The following is a 13,524-nucleotide window of genomic DNA, read 5'->3' as shown; positions in this document are numbered from 1 at the left end:
GGAATGCTCGGACATCATCCAGCCCGATATACTGCGCTCCACGTGAAGCAAGGAGATGTTCGTGAGCGCCCTCGATATCCGGTGGATCCGCGACGATGCCAGCCTGGCGCAGCAATGCCGGGACTGGAAACAAAGGCCGTACCTGGCACTCGATACCGAGTTCATGCGCGTCGATACCTTTTACCCCGAAGCCGGCCTGGTGCAGGTCGGCGACGGCGAGCGGACGTGGCTGATCGACCCGCTGCTGATCCGCGACTGGTCGCCCTTCGCCGAGGTGCTGGAGGCGTCCTCGGTGGTCAAGGTGTTCCATGCCTGTGGTGAGGACCTGGAAGTCTTCCAGCGCCTGACCGGCAGCCTGCCGCAGCCGCTGTTCGACACCCAACTGGCCGCCGCCTACCTGGGCATGGCGCATTCCATGGGCTATTCCAAGCTTGTGCTGGAAATCCTCGGCCTGGACCTGCCCAAGGACGAGACGCGTTCGGACTGGCTGCAGCGCCCACTGACCGACATGCAGGTGCGCTACGCCGCCGAGGACGTGCAGCACCTGGCCGAGGTCTACGTGAAGCTGGCGCCGCGCCTGCCCGAGCACAAGCTGGCCTGGCTGCTGGCCGACGGCGCCGACCTGGTCGCCAACCAGACCCGCGTCAGCGACCCGCGCCAGGCCTGGCGCGACGTCAAGCTGGCCTGGAAGCTGGCCCCGCAGCAACTCGCCGTGCTGCGTGAACTCTGCGCCTGGCGCGAGGAACAGGCGCGCCTGCGCAACCAGCCGCGCAACCGCATCCTGCGCGAGCAGACGCTGTGGCCGCTGGCGCGCCTGCAGCCGAAGGACAAGCTGGCGCTGTCGCGCATCGACGAGATGCACCCGCGCACCGTGCGCCAGGACGGCGACACCCTGCTGGCGCTGCTCGCCCATGCCGCCGCGCTGCCCGCCGAGCAATGGCCCGAGCCGCTGCCCGAGCCGCTGCCGCGCGAGGTGGCGCCGCTGCTCAAGCAACTGCGCGAGGTCGGCCAGCGCGAGGCCGAGCGCCAGGGCATGGCCCCGGAGCTGATGCTGCGCAAGAAGATTCTCGAGGCGCTGCTCAAGACCGGCTACCCCGATGGCCCCTACCGCCTGCCCGATTCCCTGCAGGGCTGGCGCCGTGAACTGATGGGCCAGGCCCTGCTGGACTGCCTGGCCGCCCCGGAGAAACCATGAAACGCATCTGCTCCATCTACAAGAGCCCGCGCAAGAACGAGATGTACCTGTACGTCGACAAGCGCGAGGCCCTGAGCCGCGTGCCCGAGGCGCTGCTGGCGGCGTTCGGCGCGCCGCAGCACGCCTTCGACCTGGTGCTCAGCCCCGAGCGCAAGCTGGCCCGCGAAGATATCCACAAGGTGCTGGAGAACATCGAGAAGCAGGGTTTCCACCTGCAGATGCCGCCGGCGGAGGAGGAGTACATCGAGCACCTGCCCGAAGAGTTGCTGCGCATGAACGATCCGTTGTAAGCGTCGAAAAGCCGTCGCTTTCGCGAATTGGTACGAAATTGCTGTGCAAGTTGTAGGCTCAAGAGCATTATTGCGTCAGAAATTGCCTGAGCAGGCGGAACGCCTGGGCTTCCTGCCGGTCTACAGGCCCTTCGTTCAACTCGCACAAAATCGCCGCTGCATGCAGGGACGATAACGACAATGCCAATCAACGTGCCTACGCCTTGCCACCCCGGTGCGATCTAGACCATGCGCCTGCTCATCCTCGATCGCGAACACACCCTCTACGCCGCGCTGACCATGGCTGCCGAGCCCGGCCTCAGCGTGGTATCCGGCGACAAACCCGACAACCTCGTCGAGGCCGCCGCCGAATGCCCGGTATGGCTGGGCGAGCCCGACCTGGTGGCGCAACTGCTGCGCAAGGGCGTGCACCCCGTCTGGGTGCAGTCCACCTGGGCCGGCATCACCCCGCTGCTGGCCGACGACCTGCCCAAGGACTATGCCCTGACCCGCGCGGTGGGCATCTTCGGCCAGGTGATGAGCGAATACCTGCTGACCTACATGCTGGCCCACGAACGCCAGTTCCTCGGCCGCCTGGCCAGCCAGGTCGGCAGCCAGTGGGACGACCGCGCCCCCGGCAGCCTGCGTGGCCGCCACGTGCTGCTGGTGGGCACCGGCGAAATCGGCCTGGCCGTGGCGCACATGCTGGCGGCCTTCGGCGTCGAGCTGACCGGCGTGGCGCGCACGCCGCGGCCGCTGCAGCCATTCCAGCGGGTGGGCGCGCTGGACGAGTTGCCGCGTCTGGTGGAAACCGCCGACTACGTGGTCAACCTGCTGCCCGACACCCCGGATACCCAGGACATCTTCGACCTGGCGCTGTTCCAGCGGATGAAGCCCTCGACGCTGTTCATCAACGCCGGGCGCGGTGTCGCGGTGGTCGATGCCGACCTGATCAGCGCCCTGGAAAACAACCGCCTGGCTGGCGCCGTCATCGATGTCTGCCGCCAGGAGCCGCTGCCGCCGCAGCACCCGTTCTGGAGCGCGCCGCGCCTGCTGCTCACCGGCCACACCGCCGCGCCGACACTGCCGGGGCCGATGGTGGAACTGTTCCGCGAGAACCTGTCGCGCTTCTGGGCCGGGCAGCCCATGCGCGGCGAGGTGGACTTCACCCGCGGCTACTGAAAGCGGGCGCCCCGCGCGGGGCGCCCTGTCCCTCACAGGCTGAAATCGCCCTCGGCGGCCAGTTGCTCCAGCGGCCGGCGCGGGCTGGGGATTTCGCGCGCCTGCAGGCTTTCCGAGAGGATCGACTTGTCGCCGAGCTTGCCGATGGCGATGGCGGCGTGGATCTCGTGGTCGTCCGGCACCTTCAGCTCGACGCGGGTGGCCTCGCGGTCGAAGCCGGCCATGCCGTGGCTGTGCCAGCCGGCCAGGCTCGCCTGCAGGGCCAGGAAGCCCCAGGCCGCGCCGGTGTCGAAGGTGTGCCAGAGCGCCGGTTTCTCTTCGCTGGAGCCGGGCGGGGCGAAGGTGGTCTTGGACAGCACTATCACCAGCGCCGCGGCGTTCTGCGCCCAGCCGCGGTTGAACTCGCCCAGCAGGTCCAGGTAGCGCTGCCAGTTCGGCGTGTCGCGGCGCGCGTAGAGGAAGCGCCAGGGCTGCGAGTTGAACGAGGAGGGCGCCCAGCGCGCGGCTTCGAGGAAGCCCAGCAGGGTTTCCTCGGGGATGCTCTCGCCACTGAAGGCGCGGGGCGACCAGCGATTGATGAACTGCGGGTCGATGGGATAGTCGGCAACGCGGGGATTGGCGCTCATGGCGGCTCCTGCTGGCAAAGGGGGATGGTGCCGTAGACGGCTGGGCATCGCGGATCGTGGGTGAGGCGGCGGCCCGCTCGGGCCTGATGGTGGAGGAAAGCTACCCAGCCGCGCGGCCCCTGGCAAGCGCTCCGGCGGTCACCTGCGCTTGGCCGGCGCGGCGCCTGGGCATAGACTTGGCGCCCCCGTGAAAGCCCTACCTAGAAAAACGATGGCCGCCAAAGTCGAACCCTTCTGGAAACGCAAGACCCTCGAACAGCTCGATCAGCAGGAGTGGGAGTCGCTGTGCGACGGCTGCGGCCTGTGCTGCCTGCAGAAGCTCGAGGACGAGGACGACGGCACCGTCTACTACACGCGCATCGCCTGCAAGCTGCTGGACCTGAAGACCTGCCGTTGCACCGACTACGCCAACCGCCGCGCCAGCGTGCCCGACTGCATCCAGCTCACCCCGGCCCAGGCCGATGAGTTCCGCTGGCTGCCGCCGACCTGCGGCTACCGTCTGGTGGCCGAGGGCAAGGACCTGCCGTTGTGGCATCACCTGGTCTGCGGTGATCCCGATGCGGTGCATCATGAGCGGATTTCGCAGTCGGGGCGGATGCTCAGCGAGACTGTGGTGGCTGAGGATGACTGGGAAGAGCATCTGATCTTCCGGGCGGGGTGAGGTGCTGGGCGGGAATTGATTTTCGTAGGAGCGAGCTTGCTCGCGAATGGCATTTCCCGGCTGCATTGGTGTTTTGGGGTTACTCCGCTCCCTCTCCCCAACCCTCGGCTGCGCGCCCCGCCCTGAAGGGAGAGGGGGCTGTCCTGAGCGGTGTGTCGGTCAGGCGTCATCCTCCCAACCCCGTCATTCCCCGCGAACGCGAGACGCGGCTCCATCGCGAACAAGGTCCGCTTACGGTTCCAGGAAGCACGGGCGTAGGAGCGGACCTTGTCCGCGATGGGATTCACCGGCCACGCCGGACGCCCCGGTGGCACGAACAGCCCCCTCTCCCGCTTGCGGGAGAGGGCTGGGGTGAGGGTGCTCTTGAATAGAGAAACCACGCGGACAGCAACACACCGAACCGGCTCTTCTCCCACCCCGGCTCAGCGCCAGACAGGCTCTATGCCACCTGGCATCAGGCCGGCTCCAGCAGGCCCAGCACCTTGAGCACGAAGGCGTATTCCAGGGCCACGTCCTTCAGCCCCTGGTAGCGCCCGCTCATGCCGCCGTGGCCGGCGCCCAGGTCGGTCTTGAGCAGCAGCAGGTTGTCGTCGGTCTTGCTGGCGCGCAGCTTGGCCACCCACTTGGCCGCTTCCCAGTACTGCACGCGGCTGTCGTTGTAGCCGGCCACCACCAGCAGCGCCGGGTAGTCCTGGGCGCAGACGTTCTCGTAGGGCGCGTAGGCGCGGATGCGCTCGTACACCTCGTGCTCCTGCGGGTTGCCCCACTCGTCGTACTCGGTGACGGTCAGCGGCAGGTCCGGGTCGAGCATGGTGTTGAGCACGTCGACGAAGGGCACCTCGGCGATGCACGCGGCGAACTGCTGCGGGCGCTGGTTGAGCACCGCGCCCATCAGCAGGCCGCCGGCGCTACCGCCGCTGATCACGGTCCGCTGCGGCGTGCTGTAGCCCTCGGCGCAAAGGTGCTCGGCGCAGGCGATGAAGTCGCTGAAGCTGTTCTGCTTGTTGGCCAGCTTGCCGGCGCGGTACCAGGCCTCGCCCAGTTCGCCGCCGCCGCGCACGTGGGCGATGGCGAAGACGAAGCCGCGCTCCAGCAGGCTCAGGCGGGCGTGGGAGAACCAGGGATCGAGGCTCGCCCCGTAGGCGCCGTAGCCGTACAGGTACAGCGGCGCCGGGTGGCCGGCGGCGATGCCCTGCAGCACCTCGCGGCGCGCCACCAGGCTGATCGGCACCTGCACGCCGTCGACGCTGCTGGCCCAGAGCCGGCGGCTTTCGTAGGCGTCGGCGTCGAAGGGGCCTTCCACCGGGGTTTCCTTGAGCACCTTTTGGGCGCCGTCGAGCAGGCTCAGTTGGCGGATCTGCGCCGGGCGGTTGAGCGCCTCGTAGCGCAGGCGGATGACCGGGCTGTGGAATTCCAGGCTGTCCTGCACGTACAGGTTGTAGGCCGCGTCCGGCAGCTCCACGCGGCGCGGCGCCTGGCCGGCGGCGTGGACCTCGACGATCGGCAGGCCACCCTCGCGCAGGCTGAGGGTGAAGGCGTCCTGGTTGAGGGTGATGTCTTCGAGCATCACGCTGTCGCGGTGGGCGATCAGCTCGCGCCAGTGCTCGCGGTCGGGCGCCTCTTCTCTGGCACTGTAGAGGGCGAAGTTGATGCCGCTCTGGTTGCTGCGGATGAACCAGGTCCACTCATTGTCCAGACGGCCGTGGTCGACGTGATACTCGTGATCTTCCTGGCGCGGGGCGATGCAGCGGAATTCGCCGCGCGGCTGTTCGGCGTCCAGCACCCAGGCCTCGCTGGTGGTCTTGCTGCCCAGCAGTAGTACCAGCTGGCGCTCGGAGCTGGCGCGGTAGCAGTGCAGGAAGAAGCGCCCGTCGCGCTCCTCGAACACCTGCTCGGCGCCGGGCTCGCCCAGGGTATGGCGGTACAGCTTGTGCGGGCGGTGGGTGTCGTCCAGCTCGCCGAAGAACAGGGTGCGGCTGTCGTTGGCCCAGGTCATGCTGCCGTCGCAGTCGTCGAAGGGCAGTTCCTCCACGGCGCCGCTGGCCAGGTCCTTGACGTACAGGCGGTAGATCTCGTCGCCGCTGGTGTCCAGGCTGTAGGCCAGGCGCGAGTGGTCGGGGCTGATGCTGAAGGCGCCGAGGGAGAGGAAGCCGCCGGCGGCCAGCTCGTTGGGGTCCAGCAGCAGTTGCTCGGCGCTTTCGTCCACGCTCAGCGAGTCGTCGGCCGGGCGCGGGCAGCGGTAGTGGCGCGGGTATTCGTCGCCGGCGGTGGTGCGCTGGTAGTACAGCCAGGGGCCCCAGGGCGAGGGCAGCGACAGGTCGGTCTCGCGGATGCGGCCCTTGATCTCCTGGAACAGCTGCTCGCGCAGCTCGGCCTGGCCGGCCAGTTCGCTTTCGAGGTAGGCGTTTTCCGCCTTGAGGTAGTCGAGCACTTCGGCGCTGTCGCGCTGCTGCAGCCAGGCGTAGGGATCGGCGGCGGCTTCGCGGCGGGCGACGGGGGGCTGGCGGTCGGTCATGGCGGCTCCTTGGCGGGGCAGGGGTGACACCCGGCTGCGCACCCGTGGGGAAAAGCGGCTATCATAAGCCCCCTTCCGCCGCCATCGCACGCACGCGCATGAACGAACACGATTATCAACTCGCCTGGGGCGTCTACCTGTTCGCCGCTTTCGGACTCCTGGTCGTCTGGTTCCTGATGACCGGCTGGATGTGGCGCTGGCTGCGCGAACCGCTGCGGGTGATCGTGCTCGTGCTGTTGTTCACTCCGACGCCGGTCGACCCGGCCAACAACGAATACGCCCCGGCCATCGCCATCACCGCCCTGGACGTGCTGTTCAAGGTGGGCAACAACGCCTGGCGCGCGGTCTCCGACCTGGCCCTGGTGCTGCTGGCGGCCTTCGTCGTGTACCTGATCTTCGTCGCCGTGCGCTGGCCCATCGAGCGTGCCGCGCGCAACCGCCGCCAGCGCGCCGAGGCGGAGAACGAGCCGACCATGCGCCAGCTCATGCAGCCGCAGCTGATGCCCGACGTGGACGACAGCCGCGCCGACGAGCGCAATGGCAACCGCGGCATGCGCATCGAACCGCGCCTCTGAGCGAGCCCGGCGCCGCCCTTGCGCGGCGCCCATCCGGCGTTCAGCATGGCGGCATAGCCGTAGCGGAACGAGCCCAATGCAGCCCAGGACCTCCACGCCAGGCCGGCGCCTGATTTCCCCTTTCACCTTCCACCGCGTGCCGGGCGACCGCCTGCCACAGGAGCGCTGACCATGTGCGAACTGCTCGGCATGAGCGCCAACGTCCCCACCGACATCGTCTTCAGCTTCACCGGCCTGATGCAGCGCGGCGGCGGCACCGGCCCGCACCGCGACGGCTGGGGTATCGCCTTCTACGAGGGGCGCGGCGTGCGCCTGTTCCAGGACCCGAGCGCCAGCGTCGAGTCGGAGGTGGCGCGCCTGGTGCAGCGCTACCCGATCAAGAGCGAGACGGTGATCGGCCACATCCGCCAGGCCAACGTCGGCAAGGTCTGCCTGTCCAACACCCACCCCTTCGTGCGCGAGCTGGGCGGGCGCTACTGGACCTTCGCGCACAACGGCCAACTGGCCGACTTCGCGCCGCCGCCGGGGCTGTACCGGCCGGTGGGCGACACCGATAGCGAGGCGGCCTTCTGCGACCTGCTCAACCGCGTGCGCCGGGCCTTCCCCGAGCCGGTGCCGGTGGAGGTGCTGCTGCCGACGCTGGTCTGCGCCTGCGCCGAGTACCGGCAGAAGGGCGTGTTCAACTGCCTGCTGAGCGACGGTGATTGGTTGTTCACCTTCTGTTCCAGCAAGCTGGCGTACATTACCCGCCGCGCGCCCTTCGGCCCGGCGCGGCTGAAGGACGCCGACCTGACCGTGGACTTCCAGTCCGAGACCACGCCCAACGACGTGGTCACGGTGATCGCCACCGAGCCGCTGACCGACAACGAGCACTGGTCGGTGCAGCAGAGCGGCGAGTGGATGCTCTGGTGGCGCGGCGAGATTCTCGACCAGGGCCGCGTCTGAGAGGGGGACTCCCATGTTGCGCAGCTACATCCGCCTGGTGCTTTTCGCCCTCGGCCTGCTGGTCGGGGTGCAGGTGCCGGGTTTCATCAAGGACTATTCGATTCGCGTCGACGCCCACCGCCAGGAGGCCCTGCAGGCCCTGGAGGGCTATCGCAACACCGCCGGGCAGTACTTCCAGGGCGACCTCGACGCCCTGGTGGCGCACTACCGCGGCAGCCCGGACCCGGTGTTCCAGCGCGACGGCGATAACGTCGAGCGCCTGCTGCGCCGCGCCAAGCTGTTCGACAACGAATGGCAGGCCCTGCAGGGCCCCTGGTACGCCCGCGCCTGGCACCTGCTGAGCGCGCCGAACCGCGAGCTGCTGCAGGAGACCCTCGACGGCTACAGCTACCAGGTGGTGCTGGCGCCGGAGGCGATCGGTTGGGCCCTGGGCGGCGGTTTGCTGCTGGCCTGGATCGTCGAGCTGCTGATCGTTTCGGTCGGGGCGCTGGCGGGGCTGGGGGACAACCGCAACGTCGCGCGGCGGCATTGGAGCTGATGAGGGCCGGTTGGACGCCGTGCGGGACGGGGAGGGCGGTCAGGCGGCGGATAACCGCGAACGGTTATTCGCCCTACGTCCATGATGGTCCTCGCGTAGGGCGGATAACGCCACGGCGTTATCCGCCATTTTCCTAACCGCGGGCGTTGATGGCCCGCTGGTTGGAGGCGTAGATGTTGTCGCGCTCCAGGGCCTTGCCGCTTGCCACCGCCGCCAGCCAGTCGGCGGTGCTGGCCACCGCGGCGAACGACGAATGCAGCACCACGCTGAACACCCGGTGGATTTCCTCGGCAGTGGCCGCGCCCGCGCTATTGGCGTAGGGCAGCGAGCCGCTGGCGTCGTCGAGGAATTCCACCTGCCAGCCTTCGTGGGCGGCCTGGCGGGCGGTGGAGTCGTCGCAGTTGTGCGTCATGTAGCCAACGATCGTCAGGGTGTCGACGCCGCGTTCGCGCAGCCAGTCGCCCAGCCCGGTGTCGCTGAGGGCGCTGGCCTTGCTCTTGTCCAGCAGCAGGTCGCGGGGGCGCTCGGCCACCTGCGGGTGCAGTTCCACGCCGTGGCTGCCGGGGGCGAAGATGGGCGCGCCGGCCGGGGCCTGGTGGCGCACCACCACCACCGGGATGCCGGCGGCGTGGGCGGCGTCCATGGCGCGCAGGATGTTCGGCAGCGAGTCGCCGACCGGCGGGTATTCGATGCGCAGGTTGCCGCTGAAGTATTCGTTCTGCACGTCGATGACGATCAGGGCGCGTTTCGGGGCGTTGCTCATGCTGGGTGTCTCCGCTGGAGTGGGGATGGGGCCATTCTGCGCAGGGGCCGGCGGTCGGCGTGAGTGGCCCGCAAGACAGCTTTCGCTAGAATCGGGCCAAAGCCTTGCCCGGATGATGCCCATGGAAACCCATCGCGTGGCCGTGGTGGCCTTCGACCAGATCAGCCCCTTCCACCTCTCGGTGCCCTGCCTGGTGTTCGGCGAGGGCGACCCGGGCGGGACGCGCACGCACTTCGAATTGCAGGTCTGCGCCGCCGAGCCGGGGCCGCTGAACACCACGGCCGGCTTCGCCATCGATACGCGCCACGGCCTGGAGGCGCTGGAAACCGCCGATACCCTGATAGTGCCGAGCTGGCGCGAGCCGGCGGAGCGCCCGCCGCAGGCCCTGCTCGACGCCCTGGTGGCTGCGCATGCGCGCGGTGCGCAACTGGTGGGCCTGTGCCTGGGCGCCTTTGTGCTGGCCGAGGCCGGTCTGTTGGACGGCCGCCGGGCCACCACCCATTGGCTGTGGGCGGACTATTTCACCCAGCGTTATCCCCAGGTGCGGGTGGAGCCGGACGTGCTCTACGTCGACGATGGCCCGATCCTCACCTCCGCCGGCACCGTGGCCGGCATCGACTGCTGCCTGCACCTGCTGCGCCAGCGCTGCGGCGCTGGCCTGAGCAACCAGCAGGCCCGCCGCCTGGTGGTGGCGCCGCACCGCCAGGGCGGCCAGGCCCAGTTCATCGAACAGCCGCTGCCGGCCACGGCGCGGGACAACCGCCTTTCCGGCCTGCTCGACTGGGTACGCGAACGCCTCGACCAGCCCCACGACCTGGACAGCCTGGCCGAACGCGCGCTGATGAGCCGGCGCAGCTTCAGCCGGCACTTCCGCCAGCTCACCGGCAGCACCCTGGGCGACTGGCTGCGCGGCGAACGCCTGGCCCTGGCGCAGCGGCTGCTGGAGTCTACCGAACAGCCGATCCCGGAGGTGGCGGCGCTGGCGGGGTTCGGTTCGGTGGCTTCGTTGCGGCAGCATTTCAGCGCGGCGCTGGGGGTGTCGCCGAGTGCCTATCGGCAGGCGTTTCGGGGGTGAGCGGGGGCCCCGGCGCGGCCGGGAAATCTACGGTTACAGGGAAGCACGGCTTTTCGTAGGATGGCGTTGAGCGAAGCGATACCCATCACCACGGCAGCATGGGTGTCGCACGCTCAACCCATCCTGCGAAGAGCACCTCGGCGCAAGCGGACTCTGTCCGCGATTTGGCGGGGTTATCCGCCCTACGGATTTCCAGGGAAGGTTCCTACTCCGCCAAAGCCTTCTCCGGCAACTCATTACGCCGATAGGGGAACACGTCTATCACCTTGCCCGCCCGTATCTGCGCCTGCAGCCCCTTCCAGTAATCCGCGTCATAGAGATCGCCATGCAACTTGGCGAACAACCGACGCAGCTTCAGGTCGACGAACAGGAAGCGCGGAAACTCCTCGGGAAACACATCCATCGGCCCCACCGAATACCAGGGCTCGGAAGACATCTCGTCCTCCTCGTAGCGCGGCGGCGGGATGTGGCGGAAGTTCACCTCGGTGAGGTAGCTGATCTCGTCGTAGTCATAGAACACCACGCGGCCGTGGCGGGTGACGCCGAAGTTCTTCAGCAGCATGTCGCCGGGGAAGATGTTCGCCGCCGCCAGCTGCTTGATGGCCAGGCCGTAGTCGTACAGCGCCTCGTGCACCTGGGCCTCGGTGGCGTGCTCCAGGTAGAGGTTCAGCGGGGTCATGCGGCGCTCGGTCCAGCAGTGGCGGATCAGCACCACGTCGCCCTCCATCACCACCGTGGAAGGCGCCACCTGCAGCAGTTCGGCCAGGCACTCGGGCTCGAACTTGGCCACCGGGAAGCGGAAGTCGGCGAACTGCTGGGTGTCGGCCAGGCGGCCGACGCGGTCGTGGTTCTTTACCAGTTGGTACTTCTGCACCACGGTGGCGTGGTCTACGGTCTTGGCCGGGTTGAAGTTGTCCTTGATGATCTTGAACACGGTGTTGAAGCCGGGCAGGGTGAACACGCTCATCACCATGCCGCGCACGCCGGGGGCCATGACGAAGCGGTCGTCGGTGCTCGCCAGGTGGTTGATCAGGGCGCGGTAGAACTCGCTCTTGCCCTGCTTGTAGAAGCCGATGGAGGTGTACAGCTCGGCGATGTGCTTGCCCGGCAGCAGGCGCTTGAGGAAGGCCACCAGCTCCGCCGGCACCGGCACGTCGACCATGAAGTAGGAGCGGGTGAAGGAGAAGATGATCGACACCTCCGCCTCGTCGGTGATCACGGTGTCGAAGCGGATGCCGCGGCCCTCGCGGTGGATCAGCGGGAACACCAGCGGCCACTGCTCGTCGGGGGTGAACAGGCGGCCTACCAGGTAGGCGCCCTTGTTGCGGTAGAACACCGAGCCGATCAGCTCCAGGGCCAGCTCCGGGTCCTTGCACACCCAGTCCGGCAGGTTGCTGTGCAGCAGGGCGTCCAGGCGCGCCAGGTCGCCTTCGGCATCCTCGTAGGGCACCTGGAAGCGGTAGTCGGCGAAGATCTGCTGCAGCGCCTGGCGCAGGTTGCCCCGGGGCCGGTAGAGGCGGGTGTGCGGGTCGCGCGCATGGGGCCGCAGCGACGGCCGCGTGGTGTGCACGAACATGGTGCCGTCGCTGATGTTGTCGTGGCTGAACAGGCCGCAGAAGATCGAGTTGAACCAGGTTTCCGCCAGCTCGTCGTCGTTGCGCGGGTCGATCAGGGCGATGTAGGCGCTCTTGATCAGTGGCCAGCGCTCCACGTCCAGCAGCTCCGCCGGGCTGAAGCGGCTGCCGACCCGCGCCACGGTCTCGGCGACCTTTTCCTCGTAGAGGTCGATGCGCTCGGCCGAGGTCCGCTGGATCTCCTGCCACTGCGCCTGCTCGAAGCGCGCCTGGGCGCCGTCGGTGATCTGCTTGAAGCGCTCGCGGTAGACGTCGAAGCCGTCGAGGATGGTCTGCGCGATCTGGGCATGGCTCATGGGGCGCATCTCGTTCATGGGATGTGCAGCGAGCTTAGCCAGACTCGGGGGGCGGCGAAAGCGACACGGCCGACCGGCCGGTCAGGAAGCGGGGGCGTCGCCGCCCCCGTTCGTTCAGTACCTCGTGCGGAGGCTTACTTGCCGGTCTTGACGTTGGTCCAGATGCGCGTGCGCAGGCGGTCGATCTTCATCGGCATGGATTGCAGGGCGAACAGCTTGGCCATCTTGTCCTGCGGCGGGTAGATCGCCGGGTCGGCCTTGATCGCCGCGTCCACCAGCGGTTCGGCGGCCAGGTTGCCGTTGGCGTAGTGCACGTAGTTGCTGATGCCGGCCATTACCTCCGGGCGCAGCAGGTAGTTCATGAAGGCGTAGGCGGCCTTCTCGTCGGGCGCGTCGGCCGGCATGGCGATCATGTCGAACCACAGCGGCGAGCCTTCCCTGGGCGTGGAGTAGTGGATCTCGATGCCGTTCCTGGCTTCCTTGGCGCGGGTGGCCGCCTGCAGGATGTCGCCGGAGAAGCCGACGGCCACGCAGATGTTGCCGTTGGCCAGGTCGCTGACGTACTTCGAGGAGTGGAAGTAGGCGATGTAGGGGCGAACCTTCATCAGCGCTTCCTCGGCCTTCTTGTAGTCCTCGGGGTTCTGGCTGTGGTGCGGCAGGCCCAGGTAGTTCAGGGCGATGGGCAGCAGCTCGGGGCCGTTGTCCAGCACGGCGACGCCGCACTTGGCCAGCTTCTGCATGTATTCGGGCTTGAAGAACAGGTCCCAGGAGTCCAGCGGTGCGTCTGCGCCCAGCACTTCCTTGATCTTGGCCGGGTTGTAGCCGATGCCGGTGGTGCCCCACAGGTAGGGGAAGCCGTACTGGTTGCCCGGGTCGTTGACCTCCAGGGCCTTCATCAGCACCGGGTTGAGGTTCTTCCAGTTGGGCAGTTGGCTCTTGTCCAGCTTCTTCAGGGCGCCGGCCTGGATCTGCTTGGCCATGAAGTGGTTGGAGGGCACCACGATGTCGTAGCCGGACTTGCCGGTCATCAGCTTGCCGTCCAGCGTCTCGTTGCTGTCGTAGACGTCGTAGGTGGTCTGGATGCCGGTTTCCTTGCTGAAGTTGGCGACGGTGTCGGGGGCGATGTAGTCGGACCAGTTGTAGATCTTCAGGGACTCGGCCTGGGCGCCGGCGGCGACGCCCAGGGTGAGGGAAAGCGCTAGGGCACTGGACAGCGGTGCGGTCGTTTTCATTGTTGTTTCCTGACGGCA

Annotated in this window: 13 protein-coding genes; 8 read left to right on the top strand and 5 right to left on the bottom strand. The window is 68.0% G+C overall.

From position 1 onward, the window contains the following. The first annotated feature begins 55 nt into the window (after positions 1 to 55). From rnd to PcP3B5_RS21705, 3 genes are all read left to right on the top strand, one after another. Complete coding sequence (rnd, locus tag PcP3B5_RS21715) at positions 56 to 1,195, top strand: ribonuclease D (RefSeq protein ID WP_061562379.1); 1,140 nt, start codon at positions 56 to 58, stop codon at positions 1,193 to 1,195. Further along, positions 1,192 to 1,485 carry a YcgL domain-containing protein gene (locus PcP3B5_RS21710; protein WP_043312776.1) on the top strand — a complete coding sequence of 98 codons (294 nt, stop codon included), beginning with the start codon at positions 1,192 to 1,194 and terminating at the stop codon, positions 1,483 to 1,485. The genes rnd and PcP3B5_RS21710 overlap by 4 nt, the downstream gene beginning before the upstream one ends. Positions 1,486 to 1,713: 228 nt before the next feature. After that, the gene (locus tag PcP3B5_RS21705) at positions 1,714 to 2,646 is read left to right on the top strand and encodes a D-2-hydroxyacid dehydrogenase (RefSeq protein WP_009623594.1); all 933 of its coding nucleotides are present in this window, start codon (positions 1,714 to 1,716) and stop codon (positions 2,644 to 2,646) included. Between the two features lie 32 nt (positions 2,647 to 2,678). On the opposite strand, the gene PcP3B5_RS21700 is transcribed toward PcP3B5_RS21705, so the two are convergent. Continuing rightward, a complete protein-coding gene (locus PcP3B5_RS21700; RefSeq protein WP_058072850.1) occupies positions 2,679 to 3,272 on the bottom strand; it encodes a nitroreductase family protein in 594 nt (197 codons plus the stop codon). A gap of 211 nt (positions 3,273 to 3,483) precedes the next feature. On the opposite strand from PcP3B5_RS21700, the gene PcP3B5_RS21695 reads away from it, so the two are divergent. Then, positions 3,484 to 3,933, top strand: coding sequence for a YcgN family cysteine cluster protein (locus PcP3B5_RS21695; protein WP_009623592.1), 450 nt, complete (start codon positions 3,484 to 3,486; stop codon positions 3,931 to 3,933). Between the two features lie 454 nt (positions 3,934 to 4,387). Here PcP3B5_RS21695 and PcP3B5_RS21690 read toward each other — a convergent pair whose 3' ends face one another. After that, positions 4,388 to 6,448, bottom strand: a complete 2,061-nt coding sequence (locus PcP3B5_RS21690; RefSeq protein ID WP_061562378.1) for a S9 family peptidase — start codon at positions 6,446 to 6,448, stop codon at positions 4,388 to 4,390. A 98-nt stretch (positions 6,449 to 6,546) separates the two neighbouring features. On the opposite strand from PcP3B5_RS21690, the gene PcP3B5_RS21685 reads away from it, so the two are divergent. The 3 genes from PcP3B5_RS21685 to PcP3B5_RS21675 all read left to right on the top strand — a co-directional run bounded on the left by PcP3B5_RS21685 (position 6,547) and on the right by PcP3B5_RS21675 (position 8,506). Further along, the gene (locus tag PcP3B5_RS21685; RefSeq protein WP_009623590.1) at positions 6,547 to 7,023 is read left to right on the top strand and encodes a hypothetical protein; all 477 of its coding nucleotides are present in this window, start codon (positions 6,547 to 6,549) and stop codon (positions 7,021 to 7,023) included. A 171-nt stretch (positions 7,024 to 7,194) separates the two neighbouring features. Then, on the top strand, positions 7,195 to 7,968 hold the full coding sequence (locus PcP3B5_RS21680; RefSeq protein WP_009623588.1) for a class II glutamine amidotransferase: 774 nt from the start codon (positions 7,195 to 7,197) through the stop codon (positions 7,966 to 7,968). 13 nt (positions 7,969 to 7,981) lie between these two features. Beyond that, complete coding sequence (locus PcP3B5_RS21675; protein WP_009623586.1) at positions 7,982 to 8,506, top strand: DUF2937 family protein; 525 nt, start codon at positions 7,982 to 7,984, stop codon at positions 8,504 to 8,506. A 133-nt stretch (positions 8,507 to 8,639) separates the two neighbouring features. Here PcP3B5_RS21675 and PcP3B5_RS21670 read toward each other — a convergent pair whose 3' ends face one another. After that, entirely contained in the window at positions 8,640 to 9,269 is a 630-nt protein-coding gene (locus PcP3B5_RS21670) for a cysteine hydrolase family protein (RefSeq protein WP_009623584.1), read from the bottom strand. A gap of 121 nt (positions 9,270 to 9,390) precedes the next feature. Here PcP3B5_RS21670 and PcP3B5_RS21665 point away from each other — a divergent pair, with 121 nt between their 5' ends. After that, complete coding sequence (locus PcP3B5_RS21665) at positions 9,391 to 10,344, top strand: GlxA family transcriptional regulator (RefSeq protein ID WP_061562377.1); 954 nt, start codon at positions 9,391 to 9,393, stop codon at positions 10,342 to 10,344. A gap of 205 nt (positions 10,345 to 10,549) precedes the next feature. Here the strand turns inward: PcP3B5_RS21665 and aceK are convergent, their stop codons facing one another. Both aceK and PcP3B5_RS21655 read right to left on the bottom strand, forming a co-directional pair. Beyond that, positions 10,550 to 12,283: a bifunctional isocitrate dehydrogenase kinase/phosphatase gene (gene aceK, locus PcP3B5_RS21660; RefSeq protein WP_420820174.1), complete on the bottom strand. Its 1,734-nt coding sequence runs from the start codon at positions 12,281 to 12,283 to the stop codon at positions 10,550 to 10,552. A gap of 125 nt (positions 12,284 to 12,408) precedes the next feature. After that, a complete protein-coding gene (locus PcP3B5_RS21655; RefSeq protein WP_061562375.1) occupies positions 12,409 to 13,506 on the bottom strand; it encodes a polyamine ABC transporter substrate-binding protein in 1,098 nt (365 codons plus the stop codon). Positions 13,507 to 13,524 lie beyond the last annotated feature (18 nt).

Origin of the sequence: Pseudomonas citronellolis, assembly GCF_001586155.1 — a bacterium.
GTDB classification, from domain to species: domain Bacteria; phylum Pseudomonadota; class Gammaproteobacteria; order Pseudomonadales; family Pseudomonadaceae; genus Pseudomonas; species Pseudomonas citronellolis.
This window is presented reverse-complemented; position numbering and strand designations above follow the sequence as displayed.

Bases quoted from the DNA above. Each gene is read 5' to 3' on its own strand.
- PcP3B5_RS21680 (WP_009623588.1), top strand. From the start codon at position 7,195: ATGTGCGAACTGCTCGGCATGAGCGCCAACGTCCCCACCGACATCGTC.
- PcP3B5_RS21685 (WP_009623590.1), top strand. From the start codon at position 6,547: ATGAACGAACACGATTATCAACTCGCCTGGGGCGTCTACCTGTTCGCC.
- PcP3B5_RS21655 (WP_061562375.1), bottom strand. From the start codon at position 13,506: ATGAAAACGACCGCACCGCTGTCCAGTGCCCTAGCGCTTTCCCTCACC.
- aceK (WP_420820174.1), bottom strand. From the start codon at position 12,283: ATGCGCCCCATGAGCCATGCCCAGATCGCGCAGACCATCCTCGACGGC.
- PcP3B5_RS21690 (WP_061562378.1), bottom strand. From the start codon at position 6,448: ATGACCGACCGCCAGCCCCCCGTCGCCCGCCGCGAAGCCGCCGCCGAT.
- PcP3B5_RS21675 (WP_009623586.1), top strand. From the start codon at position 7,982: ATGTTGCGCAGCTACATCCGCCTGGTGCTTTTCGCCCTCGGCCTGCTG.
- PcP3B5_RS21705 (WP_009623594.1), top strand. From the start codon at position 1,714: ATGCGCCTGCTCATCCTCGATCGCGAACACACCCTCTACGCCGCGCTG.
- PcP3B5_RS21670 (WP_009623584.1), bottom strand. From the start codon at position 9,269: ATGAGCAACGCCCCGAAACGCGCCCTGATCGTCATCGACGTGCAGAAC.
- PcP3B5_RS21700 (WP_058072850.1), bottom strand. From the start codon at position 3,272: ATGAGCGCCAATCCCCGCGTTGCCGACTATCCCATCGACCCGCAGTTC.
- PcP3B5_RS21665 (WP_061562377.1), top strand. From the start codon at position 9,391: ATGGAAACCCATCGCGTGGCCGTGGTGGCCTTCGACCAGATCAGCCCC.
- rnd (WP_061562379.1), top strand. From the start codon at position 56: ATGTTCGTGAGCGCCCTCGATATCCGGTGGATCCGCGACGATGCCAGC.
- PcP3B5_RS21695 (WP_009623592.1), top strand. From the start codon at position 3,484: ATGGCCGCCAAAGTCGAACCCTTCTGGAAACGCAAGACCCTCGAACAG.
- PcP3B5_RS21710 (WP_043312776.1), top strand. From the start codon at position 1,192: ATGAAACGCATCTGCTCCATCTACAAGAGCCCGCGCAAGAACGAGATG.